Raw genomic sequence first — 24,910 nt, forward strand, 5'->3', positions numbered from 1 at the left:
GAATGCTTTCCTCTGTAAACTCATCAAAGGATTGATTCCGGTAATACACGGATACACGCCTGCCGAAAATGAGCTTCCGTACGTATTCGCTTAAAGATCTGCATGTGGTTTTTGAGCACTCTTCTTTTAATCGCAGGTAGTCCGTCTCTGGCATGGATACCTTAAGGTTATGAAAGATTACTTTTCTTACTCGTGCCATATTATTGTTTTGATTGTAAGATTAATTGAGCATGGATGTTCATTAGCAGCTCCCGCCCGCCCGCTCTTTCTCCCATCTGCAGGACAAACAGCTTATCCTTCGCCAGCAGGAAAGGCTTCATTCCCACCATCACCACTTCCTCGGCGCCACTTGCTACTGACACTGGCAAACTGCTATACAGCGGCTGCACCGGCAGCTCCTGCACCGCCATCCGTCGTATATGTTTTCCCTGCTGGATGGTGCACCGCAGATGATCCGGAGAAAAATTCACAGCGCTCCTATTCCGCACCACCAGGTACAACCACATCACCCCCTCCCGCTGGTAGATCCCTCGTAACGTTACACTCACCTTCCCTTCCCGTACCGTTTCATGCAGAAAAGGTTCCAGCGAATCCACGGAAGGTGGTACAATGGCATGCACTTCCATTGAATCATCTAATGACCCAGCCGTCGTATCGCGTAAAACCCGCAATGCCGAGCCACCCGCCTTCGCATCCCGCAGCAACACCTGGTACCCCGCCGGCACCAGCACCCGCAAAGCCCTTACCTTACGGCTGAAAAAGCTCCTGGCGGCCTGGATCCCCGCATTCGTCACCTGTCCTCCAATAGAAGGATCATAAGCCGCCAAATTCAGGGACCCGATGCTTTGGTCTGCTGACTGCCTTGCAACCTGCCGGCCTAATCCCTCCGGAATATGGATGCCCATGAGCCCGTCCATATCATATACCTGCCAGGTGGTGGCCAGGATCGACTGACCATAGCGTATAGAGTGTATATTCACCTGCATCCTGTCATTATTCAGGGACACCACCCCATACACCAGCTGCCCATTGGGGATCGTCAGTCCATTAAATACTACGCCCGCCGTCAATCGCAAAGCAATGGTGGCTCCATTTACCAGTTCCTGGTCCCGTTCCACCACTGCCGGCACGGCCATAACAGGCGCCTGTATGGTCTGCCGTTCTTTATCCGCGGGCGGTTCCTTCGGCTTCGATTCCAAATGCTCTTTCCCTGTTTCTTCCACACCCTGCAGTCGCGCGATCTTATCCAGCATCTCGCTCAACTTTTCCAGCTCCGGGTCGACAGCCGGCGGGGTCGTATCGGGTCTTGCCGCGTTCAGCACTGGCAGCGCCTCTTGTCGATGTTTCACAAGAGTTGGTCTTTTTGCATTTACATAACGCTTCACCGGCGCGGGTTGCTCCATCTGCTTTTGCAGGAGATCCAGTCTCCGCATCAGCCCATCCGCCACCGTATCTTTCGCAGGTCTTGTCGGCAGCACCAATTCCATCTGCTTGTCATGCCGCCGGTAAGGGTCCTGCTGCATCAGCTCCCTCCTGCGTATGGAATCGGCGTCTGCTTTCTTGTAGTAGTCCATCTTATCCATTGCCGCCTCCTTCTTGTCAAAGACAGCCGGCGGCAGCTCCATATTAAATCCCATCCCCGAGCCGTGCTCAGGCTGTTGCGCCTTATCACCCCTTCCGCCGCCCAATGCATAAAACATGGCGAATAAAAAGGGGATGACGAATAAAGGCAGCACCAATAAGAATTTCCTTCTTTGCTCGAATTTTGTTTTTCCTTGCTTGGTCATTGTTGAGTTTTTAATTGTGATCATTACCGGTCCGCCACCTTCAGGTCCCTATTTTCCACCGTGCTCCATCGCTCGATGAGGAACCCATGCGGATCGTTTTCGCTCCGGGTACAATTGCGTAGCCATCCCTCCGTCACCAGGCTGCGCGTCACGACACTGGTAGGCCGCACGATCTGCTGTGTGGCCCAACACTTAAAATAATATGGATAGGCGGTCATGTCCAGGGAAACACTGTCTACCAGGATAGACTGGCTTACATTGCCCGCAATGATCCCTGCATAGTAGCCGTTCTCCTTCAGGTTGTCGTACAGCTTCTTGGCCGATGCATCTGCCAGGTATAGGGCCCGGGTGATATTGGCGCCGATCACCTTCTCATCAGGGGCCAGGGTAAAGAACAGCTGATGAAAGGCACGGATATGGTCCTTCGCTTCCACGGGGATATTTTCCTTTCGGTCGCTGGCCATTGCCTCCAGTACCTTACCGGCCGACAGCACATACACTGTCTGCCGCGCCCTCTCCACCGACCGTATGCTCCTGGTCACGATAAAGGCGGTGGTCACCAGGCATCCCAGCACTACCACGAGGCAGAATAGGCGCACCAGCTGAAAAGCGCGCTCGATATTTCTTGTCTTGTTGAACATGTTGTTAATTTTGAATACCTATAGAGCCTGTTATGCGCCGCAGGCCGATGCCTCCGCCCGACACGATATAGTTGGTGACGGCAGGCACCGTGAAATACCCCGCGATGGACAGGATGAGAAAAACTAAATAGGCTGTATCCGTCGGGCCGAAGCTCGTCTGCCCCGAAGCCTGCACCTGTGCAATGTCCAGCCGGATCATCTCCTGCTGGATCTGGGAGATCAGCGTGCCGAACAAATTGGCCACCGGCAGCCACAGGAACACGTTGATGTATCGCGCCAGCCAGTCCCGTATGATATGCCCAAACCCGTCGAAGACACAGAGCCCGAATGCCAGCGGCCCGAAGATGGCCAGGATGATCAGATAAAAGGTCCGGATGGTGTTGATGGCCAATGCCGCCGATTCGAACAGCACCTGCAGGATCTCCGACAGCCACACCTTTACCGAATTCTTCATGTTATACGCCGCCTTCGCCATCTGGAACCTCACACGGTTAGAGATCCCCGAGAATACCCCCGAATCCGCGTCACCCGATAGCTCCTCCCATTTGTCCACGCTGCCACTCCCGTCCGGCCCCACATACATTTGCCAGTCATTGGACTGCCGCAGCGCCTCCTGCTTCTGCTGTAGCAGCACCGTCACGGCTTGATTGGCATTTGCTTCCAGCGCTGCTGTCCCTGAGACCGTGGGTTGCATTACGCCGTTGATCAAACCAATGACCGAAGGAAAAAGAAAGATCGCGATGCCGATGCCAAAAGGCCGCAGCAATGGATAGACCTGCACCGGCTCCGCCTTTGCGATATGCTGCCACACCCGGGAGCCGATGTACCAAAGGGCGGCAAACCCGGCGATCGCCTGCCCGATGCCGATCAGCTCCGAACAATGCCGGATCATCGTATCATAAGCCTGCTTCAGCACCGTTTGCAGGCTACCGATGTCCCCGGCCACATCAAGGGTTGTTACCATACATAGATTTTAAACTGTTAATATTGTTTTGTTCCCGCGCCCGTTGCAGCGCCTGCACCGACAGCGCGTCATTGAATTGCCGCAATCCCTGCAGCAGCCCGCCTACGTCCGCATCGATCCTGTCAATAGCCTGCATCCGCTCCGCATCCGACATCCGCAGCTGCCCTGCCGTGATCACCATGAGGAGCCTGTCCAGGCATTTACTGCCCCGGTCTGACACCGTCCCATACAGCTGCCGGAAATGATCCAGCTCACCAGGAGAAAAAAGCCCGCTGGACGTCCACCGACGACTGGCTGCCTGGTACTCCGTCACTAGGCTTCTTTCCTTATCCATGACCGACGCTACTTTATGGTATTGTCGAACCGTCGGCGATACGGCCAGCAGTCCATCCAGGAAAGCTTTGTGCAGATCGAAATTGCCCTGGACGATGTCCCGGATATTTGAATAGTCTTTGTCCAATTGGATATAGCCCTTATACATTTCCTGCAGGGTCGCCTTCAGCTGGGACAGCTTTTGCATGTCCAGGGTTAGCTGCTCCAACAGCTGCGCGACCGATTGCGCCCCGGCGTGGTTGGCAGAGAGACAAAAGGCAACGGCCAGCAGCATTCCTGTTTTTTTAATCCAACCCATACATCTTTTTTAAAGTTCCCGTAAAAGCCATTTCTTTTTGACGCTGTGCGATCAGCCAGGAGAGCCCAGCCAGGAAGACCTGGACATTCCGAAACCGCGTCCCTATGGTCTGCGCTACTCTTTCGATCTGCCCGATCCTTTCCCCATCCGTCATGGCAAGCGCGCCGTCACTTGTCAGTGTTTTCAATGCTTCCAGGTCGTCCTGGTCTCTCCTGGCAACCTCCGTCCTGATCTGCCCGACATAGGTTAACTCTTCGGGGTGTAGCCAACCCGAGACGGCATATATGCTGGCAGCTTCATCAAAAGCTGATTTGCTCTTCGCCGCTTTCTCGTAACAGGCACTTGCCTCCGGCCAGCGCAGTACCGCCTCATCCACCCGCTGCAAAGACCCGAAGAAGACCTGGTGCAGGTGGAACTCCCCGGACTTAAGGTCCCGCACCAGGTGTAAGCCATCTTCTGCGAGCCGGTAGCCTTTCTCTACCGTGCCGGCATAGCCCTTCAGCGCCGCCAGCTGTTGCAGCATCACCCTGATCGTCTTGCCCTGCGCCTGGCTTTCCTGCATAGCGAGCAGGCACAAGCCCATCATCCAGGTTCTATAGCCCATACAATGCTTTTATCATGTTCATGTCTCCTTCGCTCTTGGCCCTTTGCAGGCTTAGGAGGATGTTCTCCTGTGTGTATGTCTGCAATTGTCTGTATTGTCGGTCGATCCCTGCCGACAGCTCGTTGATCCTATCCAACCTATCCGCGTCATCCATTTGCGTGACAAAGGCATTGATCAGGGATTGCAGCTCGTCCACCAGCGTCACGCTTCCATCCAGGATCGTTTTGTAGACCGAGATCATTTGCCCGACTTCCGCCGCGCTGAAATGGGTATCCCCGGTGACGGCCGCATAGGCCCGTTTATACCCATCGATCAGTCGCGCTTCTTTCCCGATGATACCCTTCACGGCTGAATAATAGCGCAGCACGTTCTTCACCTGCCACAGCTCTTGATAGTATTCGTCGTATAGCGCTTTCTGTTGCTGCACCCAACCGGCGATCTCCGCCAGCCTTGTCTCCTGCATATTATTTTCCAGCTGCTTTTGCGCGTCCTGGAGGACGATGGTCTTCGTCTGTTCCTTCTGGATTTTCAGGTCGATGGCCATGATCACCCTTTTCAGGATCTCACCGATGATATTGAATTGCGCTTCGGCTTTTCCGGCCGGCACCAGGAGCAATCCTGCACAGACCGCCCCTGCCATGATGATCCTTTTCATTACTCGATCTTTTCATAATAAAAACTCGCCTTGCTCACCCTGTTCTTTTTTGGATAGAACCAAACGGTATCAGCCCCATCCTCCGACACCAGCCGGTACTTTCCAAACACATAGTGGCCCGTCCACTTTTGTTGCTGGTATTCCGGAGGGCCGTCCTTCCCCGTCCTGATCCGGGTAAAGCAGCTCGTGCGCGTCACTGCGTAATTGTCTTCCTCGACGTTCATGCGCCGGATGGTAAGCGTATCGGCGATCCGGCAGAACTCATTTTGCGCCACACAGGTGTAGACGCCCGGTAGAAAGAGGGGCTTCCTTTGCGGAATGTCCCTTTGATCCCATACGATCACCCCCGCGGCGATCATGATGGCCATCGCGCTCCCGGCAGAAATGATCACCCATTTTTGCTTGTTTTGCATACATTCATTTTACTTTGATGAATTAGTGTTTCCCTTCCAGCTCTGCGGCCAGGGCGGCAACGCCTTTCTGCATGTCCCCATATTTTGCCGCGTACGCCTGCACCCGCAGCTTTTCCGTTTCCTCGGTCGTATACACCAGGTATTCGGTTAACGAGACTTCTGTCCGGTAGACCTTGGAATGCCCATTGCCCAGGCTGATAAAAACCTCCTTGTATTTCCTCCCTTCTTCATTGCTCCTGTTCACCGACAGCACCAGCGCTTTGTCCTTTTCCGTCAGGCCCAGCACGTCCCGGATCACGTCAAAGCGGTGAATGAACTTGCTTTGATCCAGCAGGATCTTACAATCCGCGTTATTGATGATGGCCTGCTTCACAATCGGACTGGAGATGATATCCTCCAGCTCCTGGGTGACTACGATGGCCTCGCCAAAATGCTTTCTCACCGTCTTGAACAAATACCGGAGATATTCACTCATCCCATGTCGGGTAATGGCCTTCCAGCATTCTTCTATTAAGATGACTTTGCGTATGCCCGGCAGCTTGCGCATCTTGCTGATGAAAACTTCCATGATGATGATGGTCACTACGGGGAAAAGGATGGGGTGATCTTTTAGGGTATCCAGTTCAAATACGATAAACCTTTGCTGCAGGAGGTCCAGCTCTTCAGTGGCATTGAGCAGGTAGTCATACTCACCGCCCTTGTAAAAAGGCCGCAGCACATAGAGAAAATTGTCCAGGTCGAAATGTTCATTCCTCACCCCTTCGTCTTTTATTTTCGTAGAGAACCTATCCTGCAGGAACTCATAGAAGCTGTCAAAGCAGGGAAACATTTTCTCGTCCGCAGCCAGCATTTCGTAGTATTGCTGTAAGGCATTGGAGAGCGCGACATACTCCGATCGCAGGAAGGACTCCTCCTCTTTTTTCCATAGCGCCAGTAACAGCGTCTTGATGCTTTCTTTTTTTTCCGTATCCAGGGCTACGCCTTTCGGTAGCCAAAATGGATTGAAGCGGATGGGAGTCGTCTCCGTATAGGTGAAGTAATGGCCGCCCACCAGCTGGCACAATCCCTGGTAGCTATTGCCAATGTCCACGACGACGATGTGGGCGCCCTGCTCATGGTAGCTGCGCAGCAGGTGATTGGTGAAGAAAGACTTGCCGCTGCCCGAGCCTCCCAGCACAAACTTGTTCCTGTTCGTGATCCATCCCTTCCGCATCGGCTCATCGCTGAGATCCGTATGCACGGGCACCCCCGTGATCCTGTCTCCCAGCCGCAGGCCAAAAGAGCTGGAGGAGCTCCGGTAGTTACTCTCCGGCAGAAAAAACGCGGCAGCCTGTTCGGAAAACGTGGTGAAGCGCTCGTTCAAAGGCAGGTCACCCGCATTGCCCGGTATCCCGGCCCACCAGATCTGCGGGGCGCTGACCGCCTCGACGTGCGGACAGGCGCCCATCTGGGAAATCGCAGCCGCGACATGTTTGCGTATGCTTGCGACGTCCTGTGTATCTTCCGTCCATGCGAATACGTTAAAATGAGCTTTCACCATTTTTTTTTGAGCGCTGATCGCTTCGTTGAGATAGTCGTCCACTGCCTGCCGGGTAAGGCTGTTCTCCCGGGAATGGGCCGACAGTGATTGCAGACGACGGCGCTTCAGCTCCAGCTTTCCCGTGGTGATCGTCACATCCTCGACGAATACGTATTGATTGTAGACATGGTTACAGGGCAGCAAAGGTCCCAGGGCGCTGGCAAAACCGATTGACATATTCGAGCGCTCGGTAGCGTACCGCGCATACCGGCTCTGGCTGCTGCACCGGTCGGGTAAATGCTGTGTGTCGGCCAGCGTATACAGCACGCCTTTCAGCTCTCCGATCTCCACTCCCCGCAGGAAAGAGATGTCGCGTATCAGCTTGGGGCGGAGACTCCCTGCCGGACCCGTCAGCATACAATACTGCTCGATGACGCCCGTACGGGCTTCGTCCCCCGACAGCTCCTCCCCTGGTAACCGCCGGCATTGTAAGAGACCGCTATCCGTCAGCATCCTTTCAAATCTCCCCGCCAGGTGAAGGAACTCCTGCGCTGCCGCCTCATCCAGGCATTCTTCCGGCACCAGGTTGCTTTGCAGCAGGGTGCTCAGCGCCGGAGCGGGGGCCTTTCGTCCTGCCCTCCGCGTAAGGAATAGATACGCCTTATGTTCCAGGTAGGGCCTTCCGTCGAAAAACTTGTCACTGGCGCTTGCCAGCCAGCTGCCGTCCGTCCTTTCCGTGTCCGACTCATAGGTCGACTGGTAGAACCAATCCTGGAGATGACAGATGGCGCCCACGGGCAGCAGGCCGATGGCCTTTACCCAGGCCTGGTGGATCGCGTCCAGCTCTTCGGTCGACAAGGTGAAGATCTCCGGCTTCGTCAGCTCATAGCCGACCGTATAGTCCCCCGTCCTGGACACGATGCAATCGTCCGCAACCTCCAGGAGGGGAAATAATTGTTCTAATGTTCGTTGCATAATTATTTGTTTAAATCAGTAAATAAACTCCGGCTATGACACCGGATCGATGGGGGCACTTTTCCCGCCGCCCTCTTTTTGGCCAGACCATGCTCGCCATACTTTTTACAGGACTTGTACAACATCGTGATCCCGCCGCCGCCCAGTCCGAAGCTGACACCGACACAGACCCAGGAATTTACCCGGCAGATGTACAGGATGGCAAACAGGAGGATATCTCCCACCAGTATCCCGCCCGCGTACAGGATATACTGTGCTTTCAGGCCGCGAAATTCGATGGGCCTGTCGACAGCCCGGTTGATGATGTAAGTGGTAGGCATGGTTTGTTTATTATAGACCGAAGAATGATCGTATCACAGTAGCCACGACGACCAGGAAGATCATGGAGCCGAACCAGCCGGCAGCCGCCTTCCCCGCCTCCCCGTGGTGAGAGCCCCAGAGCTGGTACACGCGCACCGCGCCGATCAATGCCAGGATCGCACCCACTGCATACATCAGCTGCGTAGCCGTATCGAAATACCCTCTGACCATCGTATTGGCCTGGCTGATCCCATTGTTCCCATCTGCGGTCTGTGCGAACAGGACTTGCGCCGCCATCAAAGCCCCGAATAGAGAAATCCATTTTTTCATTGTGTGTTTGTCGTTTTAAAAATTTACAATTTGCTGTTGATCCTGGTACTGGCCGGCAGCCCTTTCAGCTACCTCCTTTTTTTTAAGTACGGGCGGCCGCCAGCGACACAGGATGCTACTTCCTCATTGAAAACCTCAACCTTTTAAACCTTATCACTGCAAGAACTTAAGGCGGTTCACGATTATCCTGGTTGCTATTGATCCTACGCTTCCTTTTCAGCATTTCCGCTATCTCTTTCCGGAATAGTAGCAGCACATAGCCGTAGAAAAAGCCCATCAATACCAGGATCGCTTTGGCGAATGTTTGAGTGGAAATCTGTTCCAACATTTGCTTGCCTTTTTAATGATCAAATAAATTCGACAAGACAAATGTGGGCAGTAATGTGGAGTATACCCCTTTAGTTAAGGCTTAACTAAAGCAAAATAGATTCTTAGAGAGTTGTAAAAGAAGGGATTAAAAAATATCGCATCGTCTATGGGTCAAGCCGATCCTTGCGGTCGTTATACGCGCGGATCAATTTATCAAACAGGGGCGTAGCTGACTTCTTCCGATTCCGGTTGTTGTTATCTGTGACATTGAAATTTTTGATTTCAACATTAAATTTCCTTTCTGCCCAGATCTTGCCCTGGGCCATCGTAACAGGCTTTCCCCCGGAACCCACCAGTCCCGCGGCAACGAGCGCGGTGATCAATTCTACGATCTCCGCCTCTGTCCCCAACCATTGCTCATCATCGGGCTCGCTGCGCTCGTCTGTCCCTGTAAGCAGGCGGATCTCATGGTTGATAACGTTTTTATATTTTTCAAAAGCCAGCAGCTGCGCCAGGATATCGCTGGCCTCACAATAATATTCGTCTACCATCCAAAGATCGGGCGTGCCCGGCAAATAATTTTGACTAAACAAAACATCGTCCTTCCTGTTGCTTCCGGAATGGCAATAGGCGTGAAATTCCCCGTTGCTCCTGAAAAATTCAGCTATCGATTCCTTTTCGTTTTGCAGGTATTCCAGGAAGTCGTCGCTATCATTTATATCTCTGTTATGCTCCAGCTTGAACAAGGCCAGGAAATAGACATATTGCTTCCCAAATCTAGGTAACCAGGATTTGAAATATTGTATTTCAGTAGCCTTGTCTGTAAAAGGATGGAGGGCAACATGATGCCTCAGCTTCTTGATGGCATGCGCCACCACTTCCATTTTCTTATAATACTCTTGCAGGCGGTCCACTTCTGGACCGATATTATTCAGCCTATCCCGCACCTCATTTTGCAGGGATGCAACAAACGTCTCCATGATCAAGCGATTAAATTGAATTAAAAATTTGCTTGATTTGAAATTATTAATTGTTACATCCCTGGCAAATAAGATTTCTTACATTCTTAACGGGATAGCGTTAGCACCGGGAGGAACGTTTATTTCTTCTTATTCCGTTTGGCATAGAGCCTCTTCTGTACGCTAAAGTGCTCCCTGGTCATGGAGAGGTAGCTGGCCAGTATGAAATCACTGACATCTTCCACCAGTTCCGGCTGATGTGTCATCAGGAATACAAACCGGTCATAGGCGGACTGGTCCCTCATGTCATTCCGTTCCTCGCTCAGTTCATAATAATTTTGCAGGATCTTCCTTCCATGCCGGTCGAATTCAGGATAATCGTCGTAGGCTTTTTCAAGCTCCTCGAAAGAGATGTAGTGTAATACGCAATCTTTCAACGCTTCAATCGTCTCTATCGCCGGCTTTTGCGAAAAAAAACTCCTGACAGATACGAAGAGGTCGTTCTTTCTCATGATCCAGAGCGTTCTTTCCTTGTTTTTTTTGTACCGGATGCTTCTTACGATCCCCTCCTCGATGAAATAAATGTGCTTGGCGACCTGGCCCTCCCGGAGAATGATCTCGCCTTTTTTTACTTCTTTTCTTTTCAGGCAACTTTGTAGGTAGGCTCTTAGGGCGGGAGACAATTTTTTAATATTGTCAAAAATGAGGAATAGTTGATCCATGTTGAATAAGGCTTTGGTTATACTAATTAGGATTGTCTATGAACGGTCAGTACAACTACGGTTATGGATCAGGGAGGTATTAATTCGATTATACAGTTCCGTAAAATAAAGAACAGCCAATGACCTCCAAAAAATTATTATGCCGGGTAAGCGTATTCCTTATTTTGGATAAATACAAATCCTTATCTCATTCAGCTAATCATTTCTGCCTTAAGCAATTCTTACCAGGCAAAAAAACATAAGAATTCTTATGATTATTGAGTGCCCGGTTTGCTAATATGCAGCTCATAAATACCTTATCATGCTTCGATCAACACTTAGTGACACTCTCATTTCTATGGCCGGCTTTATCCAGGGGAAAAAACCAGGATCATCTGTGAAACCTACAACGCCTACCGCCTTTTTTATCGAAAAAGGGCATATCATGGAGGTCCTGGACATTGGGGTCCCCGGCAAAGTGATCATTCCTCTATTTTTCGGCCCCGGCGAATTTGCGGTGCGTTGCCATCCCCGCTCAAATCTAAAAGGACTGGATAAGGTCAGCGGCAATACCTTCACCCATACAATGATCATCCAGACCTTACGGAAATTTCCCGAGAGCCACGTCTATTACAGGGAAATGCGGCGCTTGTACCACGAGAAGGTACAAGACCGCCTGCGCAGCCTGCAAACCATGTCCGACCAGGAACGGTATGATCATTTGAAGGCCACACAACCCTGGGTGCTGAAACTGGCGGAGCCTGGGGATATTGCGGCCTACTTAGGTGTGTCGAAGGAGGTGTTGCGCGAATTGAGGAAGTAAAGCCCCCGACAACCTAAATAGCTCACCGTTCACTCCTTGAAGACCTTCACTTTACCCTTCGCCCTGACCCGTTCCATGATAAAGGCATGAATGATCTCATATTGGATGCCGATCAGCGCCGCAAACCTCATCATTTCCGTAATAGTGAACTCCCCGGGGTCGTCGATCTTTTTTCTGAAAGTATAAAAGGATATATTCAATTCCGTAGCCAACCTGGTCTCGCTGACAATGGCAAACACCTGGTCAAAGCTGCTGATCTTTCCTCCCTCCAACTCATTTCGCAATGAATTGAATTTATGCTTCATTTTTGAGTCCCGCGATGCCTGCCGCTCCTTATTCGAGTATGTGATCCTGGAACTTTTAGCCATTAGTCTTTTTGTTCTCCAGCATTTATGAAATGATTAAACCCCTCCTACGATGATTTAATATACATCGACGTCTATTTAAATTTAAAATGGAAATCCTTCAATCGCAAGGACTGACAATGACATGAAAGGATGGAAAGACACAGTTGAGGAACCAGCAAGCAACTACAAGGAAGTGACTTCCTTATAGTTGCTAAGTTATTTAAAAAACTGGAATAACCAACAAGACTGATGATCTTTTTGCTCATCATTCAGCCTCTTGTGTCCGGTGCTGGGTGTTGTCCGCGCGCCCTTCCCTTATATAATAGTGGAAACCTTCGTCTCCACCGGGCCGAATGGTGGCAGTACAGGTGGGATGGGTTGAGTGTTTTCTTCCGTGGATTTTGCCTTGTCCCATATCTGCCGGTTGGAATATGATAGGTCCTCAATGGCCCCCTTCGCAACCAAATTTGATATGGTCTCTTTCGCAATAATAGTGAGGGTCAAATTCGGTCCAGTCGCAAGTACCTGTATAATATACACTATCCTCAGAATTCGGCGCCTTGGAAAAGCTTGACCTTACTATTTGCACGGATTCTCCGGGTAAAATCCTTTTCGTTTTGTCCGACCGGAGACACAAAGGGCAGATTGCTTTCCCCAGGCTGTCCCGTTTAAAAGGTACTGGCAAGGATATAATGAATGTGCTGTCTACTTCAGGACAGCGGGATAGATATGTTTCAGCAACTCCTATTCTTTTGTAGGAAATATAAACCTCTTTATATATTTTCTTAATAGGGCAGGTAAAATTTCCCTGTTCATCCGTGCGTGATTGGCTAATGAGGCAATGCTGTTGACTGTAGAATAACACTTCTACACGATCAACGCTATATTTTGGTTGGTTGGCTATCAACTTACCCCGGATCACCCTGTTAGTGGGTTGAAAGGATAAAAAGAAGAGAACTATAGACAAATATTTCATACGAAAGAATATTAACTAAAATATCGGATCAATCCAGCTCAATGGCTGGCTACTCAACAATACATTTGCCACTTCCGCTGTACGCATGGATAGTCGGCTTATACATGAATCGTAGAATCCCTCCGGGTAGAAGGACGGCTTTTATGCTCGCACCCTATCGTATGAGTAATACCCTGCCCTTGTACGGTTTCTTAGTGTTTTGCTGATTTAATTTTTCCATTGGCGCGTTTCATTACAAAAGTGCCGTCTTTAGTTGAACCTATGCTTTCAGCATACCGAACCTAGCGACTTCATATCTAGCTTTCCTGTTAAGGAAGTAGCTCTCAAAGAACGTGTATGATAAGGATGCGCAACATATTGACATTGTTATACAACTTACGGGGTACCAGAAATCATAGTTCCACGCCGTTGACTCTATGCCCATCTTAAGATACAAGATCAATATAAGTTTCGCTATGACAGGGTGCAGCAGATATATGCCATACGATATTTTTCCCAAATACCTGGGCACAACTCTATCAAGGTTGAGAACAAAACCTTCCGAGGATGCGGCCATGATCAGGTAGCCGAACAGCAAAGCATCGAGCATATCAAGCCTGGAATAAAAGTTGCGTGCAAGTATCAAGCCTATGGCCATCCACTGATATTTTTTGTTAAACAAAGAGCCCAACGGCACATTTCTCTTTCTTATATATGCCATTAGGAAACCTACACCGAAGTACGCCATCTTGCCTGTTACTGACAGACGGTACATGTATGCTAGTGACTCGCTCGTTAGCGGGTGCTTCATAATGACAGGTATCAATTTGGTCATCCCTGCTGAAATAAATGCAATAGCTACCGCAAAAATGAAGAGGAATAAAGGTCTTTTTCTACATGCAAACAGCATGAAAGGCCACACCAGGTAAAACTGCTCCTCCACGCAGACCGACCAGTTTATCTCGTGAATGCTTCCAGAACTGCTTCCTGCCAGCATCATCTGTATATTTACGGCGAACATTAGCACAAAGCGCATGTTAGCGACAACACTCGCATAGTTGGTAGAACACGGGACATTCAGCCGACTACAAACCAGTGGCGCCAAGAGTACATATCCGCAGGCAACGACCAGGTAAAGTGGCCATATTCTCAACACTCTGCGCATATAGAATGATTTGTACGAAATTTTCCCCGTTGTATCTATCTCGTCCAACAGCAGGTAGCTTATAAGAAAACCACTTAGCACAAAGAAAATATTCACTCCAGCTTTTCCCATGCCTTCCATTGGAATGTGAGATTCTATGCCCGCGTATGTAGAATGCTTAAGCGCAAAGATGTGAAAGAACATTACGATACCCGCAGCATACCATCGGATACCGTCAAAGTTTTTAAAATAAGTTTTCATATCTGTACAAAATCAAATTTATATATCTCGAAAATCCGTGCATTCCGACGGGTTTATCCGGTTGCGTATAATCAATGCAATGGGCGCCAGCTCGTGGCATAGTTTGGTGACGAGTTCTTTCAGAGTGGCGTTGGTTCGTCTACTAATTGTAATACTTGCTCCTTGCCGATTTTCCCAATGACGTGGCTTAATGCCACATTAGAGCAATGTTGAGCGCGGGCCTGGCTCCACAATCCAAAACGCGCGTAGGACGGCTTTCGGATCGTTTTATTGATCACGGCATGGTAAATCTGCTTATAAAAATTTGGTGGAAGGGTTTTTCGGCAGTACTTGCAACAAAGGGTTTGGAAGTTACTTCTTAGCCTTTCCGGAGGCAAATTCCATTACCTTATAGACTGGCTATAAGTTGCTGATGCTTGGACACACGAGGTATTAGAAACACGTTTGGAGGTCTATTGTACTAGCGATAAAGAAAATAGATCAGGATGAATTGTGAGTCGACGGTGGCTGTTCCGTTCCTCCTGGCACCACAGGCGTTAAATCAATATTGAACGCATTTTAATAAGGGTCAGCTGCGATCCTCTTATAAAATTCACCAATCCTGTTTTTTTATTCGCCTTATCGTTTGTCAATTCAAAAAAGTACAGCGTTGGATTTGCGAATCCAGGTCTCCATAGCAAAAATCTGAATCTTTTAACTTGAGACGAAGTGTTAAGGAATTTTAATTCTTCCACATCCGAAATAGCTAAAGTGTCACTCCTTATAAGGCCGTAAATAGTTCTCTCCGCTATTGTCATGGAATCAATACTGGGTTTCTTTACATTCTCCCCGCCCCCAAAAATGGCCGAATTGATAATACCTAATTTGAAAATGGTTTTTAGTTCATCGCTTGTGCTATGTACTTTTATGATATTATCACCATACCCGAATGTATTATCATTTACAATAACAATCTTCCCGGTATATCTACTAAAGTTTTCCTTTGCATAGCTATTTTCAAACAATTCTTTAGCCCAGTAATCTTCTTGTTCTCCGGCATTCTTAAAATCCGGAGCGGGTTCTTTTCTTAGTGTATCATTTTGAGCTCTCGTCCTGGTGACGGTCAATAATATTGCTACCGCAAATAATAGTCTCATAATTTTGCTTTTAATGTTGATGCTCAAACATACTAGCATCGTTATTTTCATAATTAGGCTTGGTATCCGCCCTTAGCGTCTAGGGTATAATTAGTCCCTGCAGCTGCGGAGAAAAGAGTAAATATCTATTTCCCTATCTCAACAGCGTTAGTCTTTTCCAATCATATATTCCCAATCCGTCATTTTCCGTCAAAAAGATTAATTTGTTATCAGAAGTAACAGCCATTTGATGAACAGCCATGCCGACTCCTATTGCAAGAGGTTCCCTACTCCAATGCAACGAAGGGTTCAATATAGGTTCAAGCTTTTTTATCGATCCATCTGAAAACATCATGGCCCTGTAAATACCATTTGAAGTGTACAAGTATATATTTCCATCAAATTTATTATAAACCCCAGGCCCTATGAATAACCCTCCAACAGAGTCCGATTCCTTTTCTTCTTTAGCATAAACATCACTGTCAAATATTTTCTTTGCGACATCGTCATTCCCAATTCGATAAATTTCTCCAAAATTCATAAAGTGCTGTAACCCGGATGTGATATATACATTGCCACTAGTGTCTTCGAAGACTGATTTAGGGGTAAGATTCGGAAATACTATACTCTCAATTTTCTTATCATATATCTTCTCGTTCTTTGTATCAAATATTTGAACATCCCCTCCAAACTCCCCATGGCTTGCACATAGCCACCATCTATCTTTGCTATCATGAAAGTCGAATTGCGGTGCCGAGAAAAACTTCTGCCTGCTATAAATTAATCCACTAGCATGACTTGTAAAGCCGCTCCAACTTTTACGTTTGTACGGGTCATAGATAGCATATTTCACAGCCAATAGCATTTTGTTATTGGAATTGAAACAAATGGCGAAGACAAAGTATTTTGAATTCAATACTAAAGTTGGCGTTAACGATGATGTGTTAATTCGGTAAACTTCCCCTCTACTAGTGCCTGCATACACCTGGTTTTGTCTATCTAGGGCAAGGCATGTAAACCAATCTGATGTATCATGAGGAGCAAAATGAATTGTATCCTGTAAGGTTAGATCCCAGACGACTATTTTCCCATTCTTAGTTGTAACGAAGGCCTTATTTTCACAAGTTACAAAGGAGAGGTAGCTCTCATTTGTTTTATTAACGTGTGCGATCTGCGCTGTATCGGGCTGAGCATTTGCTTTAAAGAAAATCAGTAATATTATGTAAAGTGCGGTATTGTTTTTGAATACACGAGCACGCCGGATAAAGTGTCTGCTACAATACATATTTATTAGAATTAGTTAACTTGTATAATTTATTATCCTGATGACTCAAACCAGAGACGTCAGATTTACAGCTCTCTCTTTTTTTCTGCGATCCTTGTTTTGAAATGGTTGATCACATTACCAATCTAACACCAGTTAAAATGAGACTGTATATATTTTATCTAAATAACGCCAATCCTTTTTTCAAGATGGTATAGATAAACACCAAATTGCTCTCTCGTTAATAAATACCTTCAGAACGACTTAATGCTAATACTATTTAGTATTTTGTTAAATTGTTGTTTCTTGTTGACGGGCATCTTTCGATAACCATATACGACATACTTCAACTTTCTATCCTCCCACAGCCGTCCATTTTCGTCGATACCGTTAATTGTGAAAGTATCCGCATATGAAAAAACAAGACCTATATTTCGTCCATATTTTTTGTACGCGTCAGGGTAAAATGCGCCGGGACCAGGGCTAACATTATCAGAGAAGTATAGACCTATGCTATCCGGTTATACAAACATTTTGGTCACCCTGTGTTCGTCAGGATAATATACATTTTGCATAGCGTACCCCTTAGGAATATCCATTTTGTAATTAAGTCTATTTTTTTCGTCCACATATATATTTTATGATACTCGTTTTGTTCCTTGACAACCTAGAATTGTCATGAAAAGGAAAAAGATAGCTTGTGTGTGTTTCATTAACAGATAAGATTTATATTTAAATATTTTAACGAAGTGGGAATAGCGATTGGAGGCACATAAATCGGGTAGCCACTTTCATTTAATAGATGCGCTATTCCTTGCGGTCGCTGTGGATCGGCCGTTTGAAACTATAATCAGAACGAAACTTTTCGCCCAATCCTTCTCTAATCCGATTCTCAAAAAATGCAGCCCGATACTCATGTCTTCCTAGTCCCGTTCCCAAAACATCATCATTGCTTGTCATGCCCCCAACGGTCCGAATCACGATGCAGGGAAGACTATTGTCACATGGCTCCTGTCTTAAGGTCAAATGGCTTATTAATGTTGGAAATAGCAGCTGCTATTTGGACTCAATCTGACAATCTCATACAACACCCCTCCCATATCTACATACTTACCGTAATTCCCGATATCTCTATATTCTGTCGTCTTCGCCACTTCGGTAAACCGGAAACATTCCTTCACGTCAGGAATAGTATTTATCTTATAATAACAAACCGGTACATCAACTATGTCCGCAGCACAGATTGTCTTAAGGGTTATAGAATACACCGTATCCTTTTTAAGATGGCAATTATAGAAGATCCCCCTGTCATTCACTTGGCGTTTATCCCGGTCAAAAGGAAGTTTCAGGTTCAGCTTTACGGTATCACTACCATTAATAAAGCGCAGCTCACTATTAATAAAGCTGTCATTTAAGGTTTCTTTATAAACATTCCCTTCATACCGTCCCTTAATCTGCAGTTGCCCTTTGCAACTACAAACTATTAGTGTCAAAGCACTGTAGAAAGCTATTTTTTTCATTATGGAATTTTTTTAACTGATTTCAATTCTCCAGTATGCTCTGTTATGACTGTTTTGACTGGGAAAGGGACTTTTACGCCATTAAACTCGTTAGTAGTCACTGTTCTCGATACTGCACCTTGCTGAAGCTCAAATTTATTGGCATCGTTATATTCATAAATTACACCCTGGTATCCGTCTTTTGCGGCACCTGTAGGATATTCAGTTCTTGAAGTTATGGTCTTGTCCCCGCTCAACTCTCCATAAATTTTTCCTTCGGTTACTAAGCTGGCTTTGTGTGCAGAAGTTAAATCTCCTGACGCATCCTGCACTTCGTTTAAATAATGTCCTATAGCAGCTCCTTGGAAAGCAGTACTTGATTCACCTAATTTTCCTAGGTCTGAAACATCGATTTTCTTGTCGCTATAACTGTCGATAAATACAGTTTTATCATCACCATTGCTGCCTACCAAACTCAGAGCATAAGTATCTTTCGAGTCGATACCTTTTTGGATTATTTGACTTAAAATTGCAGACTTAGTTCCTTTAAAATCTGCATCAGTCCCATTGTTAATAAGTTTATTATTTTCATCAATTGAATAAATATTTCCAGTGGCGTTATGAAGCATTGCCAAATACGCCTCTTGTCCCTTTTTATCTCCATTTAAAACAATATCCGTTGGAGACATTCCATCAGGATCTATAAATCGAAGCGGATTATTAAATGTAAAGTTATAAGGTGACATTCGCCGCATTTGATCAGCTTTAGTATCGATTCCCCACCATCTGCCTATTTGTGGGTCTTGCATACGACTACTATAATCATACTGCTCCAGTCCAGTCCCATCAGAAAATTCCTGACTCTGCAGTTCCTTACCGTTGTACTTAAATTTATTTTGCGCGTAGTTGCTCTTAATGGCCTTACCAGAAATCCCTGCCATCGTCAGCCCAAATGGGTAATAGTGATTTTCTTCGAGTAGAGGCCCTCGCGTATGCGTCACCTGTAAGTTGTCGAAGAACACATCAATATTGGGTGTGGTATTATTAAGGTAAATATACAAATATCCACTCTTTGTGACCGGCAGATTCAGGCGAACGTGTTTCTTAAATTCCTGATCACTACCAACTTGCTCAAAACCACTGCCTTCTGCGACATAGTTGAATTGCTCATCGAAAAGCACCCAATTCACAAAAGCCTGGGGACGGGTACTAATGGTAGAGGCGTTCATATCTGACAGGAATTCCGAAATATTATCGCTCAACGGAGTGCTATTGGCTTGTAACACGGCCGAAGAAGGATGGCCCCCACCCGGAAGAGCGCCTACTCCACTGATCAACGCCGCCAGTAGGTCAGATAGTGGATTGGCGGGTGTTCCGGGAGAAGTACCATTGAGCTTGTACCAGCTGCTGGCCCGGATGCTGAACTGGTCGCCTGCCATGACCTTTAGTGTGATGCCCGGTCCGATCTTGGGTCCCGTAGTGCCGCCATTCAGCCGTGCTACATTTTGGTTCGGGTTGGTTGTCGTATCGGAGGGGTATCCCGCCGGTAAAGCTGTCCGGGTATTATCCAGCTTGCTGTAAAATAAATTTTCCGTAGCCGCGGCGCCTGGTTCCATGGTGGCAGCTGGGTACCGATCGTTTTGCTGTTCATCTGTCAGCACCATCCGGATATTGCCCAGGTGATCCTTGATGAAGTAATCGTATTTGAAAGAAGTCTTTGCTTGTCCGCCCGCAGTATCGGAAGCGACCCTTATGCGTCCTTCCTCCTGGCTGATCATTTGCAACGTGTCAGCTGGAGCGCCGTTATTCTCGCCTGTTGCCCGCTTGCCCTGGTACTGGAATGGTCCAATATAGGTGGTGACCGTTTGCATACTGCCTGCGCTGTCCACCGTCGTCTTTTTTATCTTATTGCCTGCCGCATCATAGATGTAAGTGATCGTCCCCTTTGTGCCTGTAGCACTGCGAACCTTCACCTGCCAAGGCAGGTTCAGGTAGTTGTAAATGATGCCGTCCGTAGACTGGTTGCCGATGTCCTTGTTCATGTCCCTGGTCATATTGCCATTGATGTCATATACATAGTCGATGGCTGTATTGGTTTTTCCTGTATTGTAGGGACTGAGCGAAGAAGTGCGGAAGTCGCCCATCGTGGTCTGCGCGTCGTTCCGGCCGTCGATGACGTTCTTCAGCTTATTGCTATTGGTATAGTAAGTATAGCTCAACGAGTCTATAGGATGGCTACCCCCCAGTTGCCAGCCCGACTGCAGCATTGCCTTGATATTGCCATTTTCGTCGTATGCGGTGTTCGGGTCGGTGCCATTGCCCATCACCGTGGAGAAATCGAGACCGGAGCTCCGATCCCAGGAGCTGCCCGTGTACTGGTTAAAGTCTCCAAACATCAAACGGCTGGCCGCATCATAACCAAAGCCATATGCCCGCTGTTGCCCGTCTCCTTTGCTGCGCCATTTATTACCAGAAATGTTTCCATTCAGTTGATTGGACCCAAACCCCCAATCATAACTCAGCTCCATCCCGAACCAGCGATTGTTTCCGCCGTGGCTATTGTCATTATTGGAATAGTCCTTATTGATCCCCTTCAACCAGCCTCTGATATTGTAGGTGTAGTCCTGTGTCTCCAGGAAACTGCCATCCGCAGGAAGTTGCCCCAGGTGCTTTTGTTTCAGCTGCCCCATCTGGTCGTAGTCGTGTCGGGCAATCAGCCTTTTGGTGCTGTCGGCCTCGTTGATACTTTTGTAGACTTCCAACAGCCTTCCCGCGTGGTCGTAATTGAGGTTGGTCTTGATCCGCGTGTTGCTGTTGGTTAGGGCGGCCGGGTTTTGATGATGATTGAAACTCGAAATTACTTGTCCCGTAAAATTATACCGGTTGGTAACCTTATCTGTTGCACCCCTGTAATTGTCAGTCTGGGTCTGGATAACCCGGGCGCGATCATCGTAAAAATTGGCGGTCGTCAGCCATTGCCCTTGGGTGAGATCATTAGGGTCTTCGATCACGCGCACCTTGCTCCCTGTCACAAGCCCGATGGTCTGGACGGCTGCCTGATCGCTCGTGGAGGGAAGCAGCTCTGCGTGTTGATTGGTCCCGGCATCCAGAAAAGAATTGTAAAAGGAAGTAAAATGCTTGTCCGGAGTATAGCTGTAGTCATCATAAAAAGTCATCGTCAGGGCAATGAAATTTGCGTTTGTGGGCAAGGGATTATCCAGGACTGGCAGCGTGTTGCTAAAAGCATTGCCGGTGGTGGTGCCCGTGACGATCTCAGCCGTAAAGTCCACGGTGTTCTGCGTTTCAAAACCATTATCCAGCGTGATGGAGTTCAGCGCCCGCCAATCACCAGTGGCTGCCGGATCCACCAGGTTGACGTCCTGGGGGAGGGAAAAAGGGGTCGTTCCATTGACGGTCACCGTACCGCTGGTGCCAGTGCCTGTATGGGTAGTGACGTACTGCTGCAACTGGCTTGGGTTCCCGCTATAGGTGATCATGCCGGTGGTTGTGACGCGGTTCAATGCATCGTACATTGTCGTCATCCATTGATTCCTTGCCCTCATATTGCCATCTTGGCTGAAGACCTGGCGGTCTCTTTGATCGTAGATCATGTTTACCCAGGCTGTCCATGGCACAGGCCTTCAAGGTTGTCCCAGGTGTTTTTGCCTCTATTTTATTATCAGGGCGTGTCCCTTCGGGTCAGGCTGTTCGCTTGTAGTCCTCGGCCTGTGGCCTGCGGGCTACCGCTGCCATCCTTCACGCGGGTTGTAGTGAAGTACTATAAGGCCTTCTGCATCCTGTGCTTCTTTCCTTCTTTTTACGCCGGGCAGCCCTAACCCCTCCGCCGCTGTATTTTGGGTATCATTCAGCATTACTTCTTAATTCGGCGGGTATGCCACTGAACTGTTGCGGCTGGATCTCCTTTCCCAAAATAAGGCGTCTACGCGGCAGGGCTGACCCTGGCAGATACACTGTGCGAGTGCGGCATTTATTGCGGGATGGATTCGTTTTGCTGGCAGGCAAACATCATTGGCCACTTTCTCTTTCAACATCCGATAGCAGGATGTGCGGCTTTATGTCCGCTGCTGTATTTTCCCGGGCCATTCCCTGGCGGTGTTGCTTGCTGCAAATACGCAGGATAGCTTCGGTTGCAACTTACTTTCGGTAAAATAAGGCAGCGACAGAAGTAGGGGAGATTCCGTTATGTCAAAGAGCTGATATGGTTGTACGCAAGCCCATTTTTCAGGTCTATTTCTTCCTGGAAATACTAATTATGCTATCGTGATAATTAAACTGAATAGTGGAAATTGCGAATCTAGGCGAGACCCATTTTCGATTCATTCGCTTCACTTTATCGAAATGCTTATTACTTATAAATCCGAATCTTTCATCCGTTTCGAATAGAATTGGATAGAATTTCTGTCCCAAAAAAATGTATCTATTCGTGTTTCTCAGCCAATCTGAGAAAGATTTGTCACCATTTATTCTAAAAGACCTGATCAAGAAACTTTTACCTCCGCCTCCCAAATAAAAAAAATAATTCCCGCCATCAATCGAATGGGCTAGAACAGAATCAACATGGTATGGCAGCACGTAGACAATTGCACTGTCATTGGAAGGCATTTTATTCTGTGAATGACCCGCAAGAGACAATATTACTGTTACGCTGGTAAGTAAAAATTTCATTTTAATATCATTTTGCATAATCTCGGTTATCGCCCAGCATACGTTACATGGCCATTGTTATCAAATTTTATATAATAAGGCTCCCCGGGGTTATAAATTTTTGTATAGGGAAAATATTTGTTTTCTCTTGCTCTTGCGAGTATTTCGGCCGGGGTCTCAATTACACCGTAGCTGTAATCGTAGGAAATTAGTAGTGGAAAAAACGAGTTGCCAATTTTCACCTTTCTGTTGGAACAAGATAGCCACCTATAATTAGGGAAATTTTTATTAGCCTGATGAAGTTCAATGGTGAAAAAATCGCTGTCACGACTCAATTCAAAAAACAGAGTATCACTATTCTCTTTAATCTTGCTTGCTAATAATTGGGTGACTGACAAAGGGAAAGTATACACAATTTCAGAATGATTGTAGCCAGCAATAGAATCTTCCCGAGAAGGCCCGCACCCATATAGGAGCACTGAAAATAGAATCCATTTATACATAAAAACTATTTATCTCTTCAAAAATATATTAAGCGCATCCCGGCCGAAGTCAAAGTTGTCCGAACACCCGACATTATTAGTCCTGACCCCGGTTGACGTAAACCTGTCGACAGGAACGCTGGTTCCGACAGCAAAGGATTCTAAAGCATAGATCGTTCCACCAGAACTATAAGCAGTCTCGGCATCTTTATCTGAAGTGCCCGGAGTGTTTTGTTCTTTACCACCTGTCAATGTAGGGTGTCCATGTATCTGACCCAAAAAGATATTACCTACTCCACCATACGTCTTGGTTTGATTATCGGGGTCTTTACTTGTTTTGACATCAAAATACGTGTTCTTGGCATCTCCCTCAGGTCCTCTGACAGAAGTCACTTGCGCCGTTGGAATGTCTTTGGAATTGTCTATTTTTAAAATCAAAATTGCTTGGTTTTCTTTGCCGTGTTGTTGCGTCTCATTATTTACATTCTGTACATCGAAGGTAATTTTATTTTGATTTATTGTTACAATACTACTCTGTGATTGCAATTGTTGGGTCGCACTCGAGCTAGTGGTTCCGGAAGAATTCTGTTTTATATCATTGAAATCACCACCCCGAATCACCCGAATATTATTTGTTGTGGCACCATCCTGTCCTAAGTATTTTCCTGTTTTACTATCAATATAAATATCTTCAGGCTTTTTACCATCCGGATCAATAAACCTCAAAGGATTATCAAAAGCAAAATTATATGGAGAATGTCGCCTCATTAGATCGGCTTTAGGATCAAGGGTCCACCATCTTCCCAACTGCGGATCTTGCATCCTCGCACCATAATCATATTCCTCCAGTCCAGTCCCATCCGAAAATTCCTGACTCTGCAGTTCCTTACCGTTGTACTTAAATTTATTTTGCGCGTAGTTGCTCCTAAGGGCTTTATCAGAAATCCCCGCCATCGTCAACCCAAACGGATAATAGTGACTTTCTTCTATGAACGGCCTCTACAAGTCCTTTTAGTAATAAAACCCTATTGACTTAGCTTTTTGTTTTAGATTAGGATTATATTTTGATGCTAAATAGACCTGGCAAATGTCGTCACCTCTAATCCTCATAGAAGTATCATATTCATTATTTTTAAATATCGGCAGTTGCCAGTCTGAAAAAGATGCTACTATCTTCTTGTTATCATCAGAGAGATTATTGTACGTCTTCTTCTCTATGCGCATTTTGTCTTGAAGAGCAAACTCATAATATTCATCAGCCCACCATAACACACCGTAAATGTTTCCATATGTTTCGTTTCTTCCTTCAAAAATATTTACATTTAAATCGCCTGGTAAAATAGTAGAATCTAAAAAATGAAGCGACGCTAATAAATACTTTTGTACAGTCGGAATACTTTCTGTCAGCAACTTATATTCTTTCCTAATAGACTTTGACTTTGTTTTGTAGATTTTTTTTTGGTCAACGAACATCGATTTTACCGCACTCGCTATAGTTGTTTGCCCAATCGCGAATTCACAAAGGAATAATAAAAGTACTACAGCGGCATTTCGATATGTTTTCATA

General features: G+C 47.0%; 23 protein-coding genes. 1 reads left to right on the forward strand and 22 read right to left on the reverse strand.

Annotated features, from left to right (window positions below):
- Positions 1-200 precede the first annotated feature (200 nt).
- The 13 genes from traM to Q4E93_RS21950 all read right to left on the reverse strand — a co-directional run bounded on the left by traM (position 201) and on the right by Q4E93_RS21950 (position 10,809).
- Positions 201-1,787, reverse strand: a complete 1,587-nt coding sequence (gene traM / locus Q4E93_RS21890) for a conjugative transposon protein TraM (protein ID WP_303588906.1) — start codon at positions 1,785-1,787, stop codon at positions 201-203.
- Between the two features lie 23 nt (positions 1,788-1,810).
- The gene (traK, locus tag Q4E93_RS21895; protein ID WP_303588908.1) at positions 1,811-2,428 is read right to left on the reverse strand and encodes a conjugative transposon protein TraK; all 618 of its coding nucleotides are present in this window, start codon (positions 2,426-2,428) and stop codon (positions 1,811-1,813) included.
- Positions 2,429-2,432: 4 nt separating this feature from the next.
- On the reverse strand, positions 2,433-3,392 hold the full coding sequence (gene traJ / locus Q4E93_RS21900; RefSeq protein ID WP_303588910.1) for a conjugative transposon protein TraJ: 960 nt from the start codon (positions 3,390-3,392) through the stop codon (positions 2,433-2,435).
- Positions 3,376-4,023: a TerB family tellurite resistance protein gene (locus Q4E93_RS21905; protein WP_303588912.1), complete on the reverse strand. Its 648-nt coding sequence runs from the start codon at positions 4,021-4,023 to the stop codon at positions 3,376-3,378. The genes traJ and Q4E93_RS21905 overlap by 17 nt, the downstream gene beginning before the upstream one ends.
- The gene (locus Q4E93_RS21910) at positions 4,010-4,627 is read right to left on the reverse strand and encodes a hypothetical protein (protein WP_303588914.1); all 618 of its coding nucleotides are present in this window, start codon (positions 4,625-4,627) and stop codon (positions 4,010-4,012) included. The genes Q4E93_RS21905 and Q4E93_RS21910 overlap by 14 nt, the downstream gene beginning before the upstream one ends.
- Positions 4,617-5,282 (reverse strand): DUF2059 domain-containing protein, encoded by a 666-nt coding sequence (locus Q4E93_RS21915; RefSeq protein ID WP_303588916.1) that lies wholly within the window; start codon positions 5,280-5,282, stop codon positions 4,617-4,619. The genes Q4E93_RS21910 and Q4E93_RS21915 overlap by 11 nt, the downstream gene beginning before the upstream one ends.
- Positions 5,282-5,695: a hypothetical protein gene (locus Q4E93_RS21920; RefSeq protein ID WP_303588918.1), complete on the reverse strand. Its 414-nt coding sequence runs from the start codon at positions 5,693-5,695 to the stop codon at positions 5,282-5,284. Before Q4E93_RS21920 ends, Q4E93_RS21915 begins: the two co-directional genes overlap by 1 nt.
- 22 nt (positions 5,696-5,717) lie before the next feature.
- A complete protein-coding gene (locus Q4E93_RS21925; RefSeq protein WP_303588920.1) occupies positions 5,718-8,189 on the reverse strand; it encodes a TraG family conjugative transposon ATPase in 2,472 nt (823 codons plus the stop codon).
- A 2-nt stretch (positions 8,190-8,191) separates the two neighbouring features.
- Positions 8,192-8,509, reverse strand: a complete 318-nt coding sequence (locus tag Q4E93_RS21930; protein WP_303588922.1) for a DUF4133 domain-containing protein — start codon at positions 8,507-8,509, stop codon at positions 8,192-8,194.
- Between the two features lie 10 nt (positions 8,510-8,519).
- Entirely contained in the window at positions 8,520-8,819 is a 300-nt protein-coding gene (locus tag Q4E93_RS21935) for a DUF4134 domain-containing protein (RefSeq protein ID WP_303588924.1), read from the reverse strand.
- A 166-nt stretch (positions 8,820-8,985) separates the two neighbouring features.
- A complete protein-coding gene (locus Q4E93_RS21940; protein WP_303588926.1) occupies positions 8,986-9,147 on the reverse strand; it encodes a hypothetical protein in 162 nt (53 codons plus the stop codon).
- 145 nt (positions 9,148-9,292) lie between these two features.
- The gene (locus Q4E93_RS21945; RefSeq protein ID WP_303588928.1) at positions 9,293-10,108 is read right to left on the reverse strand and encodes an RteC domain-containing protein; all 816 of its coding nucleotides are present in this window, start codon (positions 10,106-10,108) and stop codon (positions 9,293-9,295) included.
- A gap of 119 nt (positions 10,109-10,227) precedes the next feature.
- Positions 10,228-10,809, reverse strand: coding sequence for a Crp/Fnr family transcriptional regulator (locus Q4E93_RS21950; RefSeq protein WP_303588930.1), 582 nt, complete (start codon positions 10,807-10,809; stop codon positions 10,228-10,230).
- A 376-nt stretch (positions 10,810-11,185) separates the two neighbouring features.
- Here Q4E93_RS21950 and Q4E93_RS21955 point away from each other — a divergent pair, with 376 nt between their 5' ends.
- Complete coding sequence (locus tag Q4E93_RS21955) at positions 11,186-11,611, forward strand: cyclic nucleotide-binding domain-containing protein (RefSeq protein WP_303588932.1); 426 nt, start codon at positions 11,186-11,188, stop codon at positions 11,609-11,611.
- Between the two features lie 29 nt (positions 11,612-11,640).
- Here Q4E93_RS21955 and Q4E93_RS21960 read toward each other — a convergent pair whose 3' ends face one another.
- From Q4E93_RS21960 to Q4E93_RS22000, 9 genes are all read right to left on the reverse strand, one after another.
- A complete protein-coding gene (locus Q4E93_RS21960; RefSeq protein ID WP_303588934.1) occupies positions 11,641-11,916 on the reverse strand; it encodes a hypothetical protein in 276 nt (91 codons plus the stop codon).
- Positions 11,917-13,193: 1,277 nt separating this feature from the next.
- Complete coding sequence (locus tag Q4E93_RS21965; RefSeq protein ID WP_303588935.1) at positions 13,194-14,318, reverse strand: acyltransferase family protein; 1,125 nt, start codon at positions 14,316-14,318, stop codon at positions 13,194-13,196.
- 536 nt (positions 14,319-14,854) lie between these two features.
- The gene (locus Q4E93_RS21970; protein WP_303588937.1) at positions 14,855-15,454 is read right to left on the reverse strand and encodes a hypothetical protein; all 600 of its coding nucleotides are present in this window, start codon (positions 15,452-15,454) and stop codon (positions 14,855-14,857) included.
- Between the two features lie 133 nt (positions 15,455-15,587).
- The gene (locus Q4E93_RS21975; RefSeq protein ID WP_303588938.1) at positions 15,588-16,718 is read right to left on the reverse strand and encodes a ligand-binding sensor domain-containing protein; all 1,131 of its coding nucleotides are present in this window, start codon (positions 16,716-16,718) and stop codon (positions 15,588-15,590) included.
- 1,013 nt (positions 16,719-17,731) lie between these two features.
- Positions 17,732-18,217 carry a hypothetical protein gene (locus tag Q4E93_RS21980; protein ID WP_303588940.1) on the reverse strand — a complete coding sequence of 162 codons (486 nt, stop codon included), beginning with the start codon at positions 18,215-18,217 and terminating at the stop codon, positions 17,732-17,734.
- Entirely contained in the window at positions 18,217-21,807 is a 3,591-nt protein-coding gene (locus Q4E93_RS21985) for an RHS repeat-associated core domain-containing protein (RefSeq protein ID WP_303588941.1), read from the reverse strand. The genes Q4E93_RS21980 and Q4E93_RS21985 overlap by 1 nt, the downstream gene beginning before the upstream one ends.
- A gap of 1,101 nt (positions 21,808-22,908) precedes the next feature.
- Positions 22,909-23,364 carry a hypothetical protein gene (locus tag Q4E93_RS21990; RefSeq protein WP_303588943.1) on the reverse strand — a complete coding sequence of 152 codons (456 nt, stop codon included), beginning with the start codon at positions 23,362-23,364 and terminating at the stop codon, positions 22,909-22,911.
- Positions 23,365-23,373: 9 nt separating this feature from the next.
- Positions 23,374-24,333 (reverse strand): RHS repeat-associated core domain-containing protein, encoded by a 960-nt coding sequence (locus Q4E93_RS21995; RefSeq protein WP_303590086.1) that lies wholly within the window; start codon positions 24,331-24,333, stop codon positions 23,374-23,376.
- A 21-nt stretch (positions 24,334-24,354) separates the two neighbouring features.
- Complete coding sequence (locus Q4E93_RS22000; RefSeq protein WP_303588945.1) at positions 24,355-24,909, reverse strand: hypothetical protein; 555 nt, start codon at positions 24,907-24,909, stop codon at positions 24,355-24,357.
- Position 24,910 lies beyond the last annotated feature (1 nt).

The organism is Flavitalea plasmicola (assembly GCF_030546645.1).
Lineage (GTDB): Bacteria > Bacteroidota > Bacteroidia > Chitinophagales > Chitinophagaceae > Puia.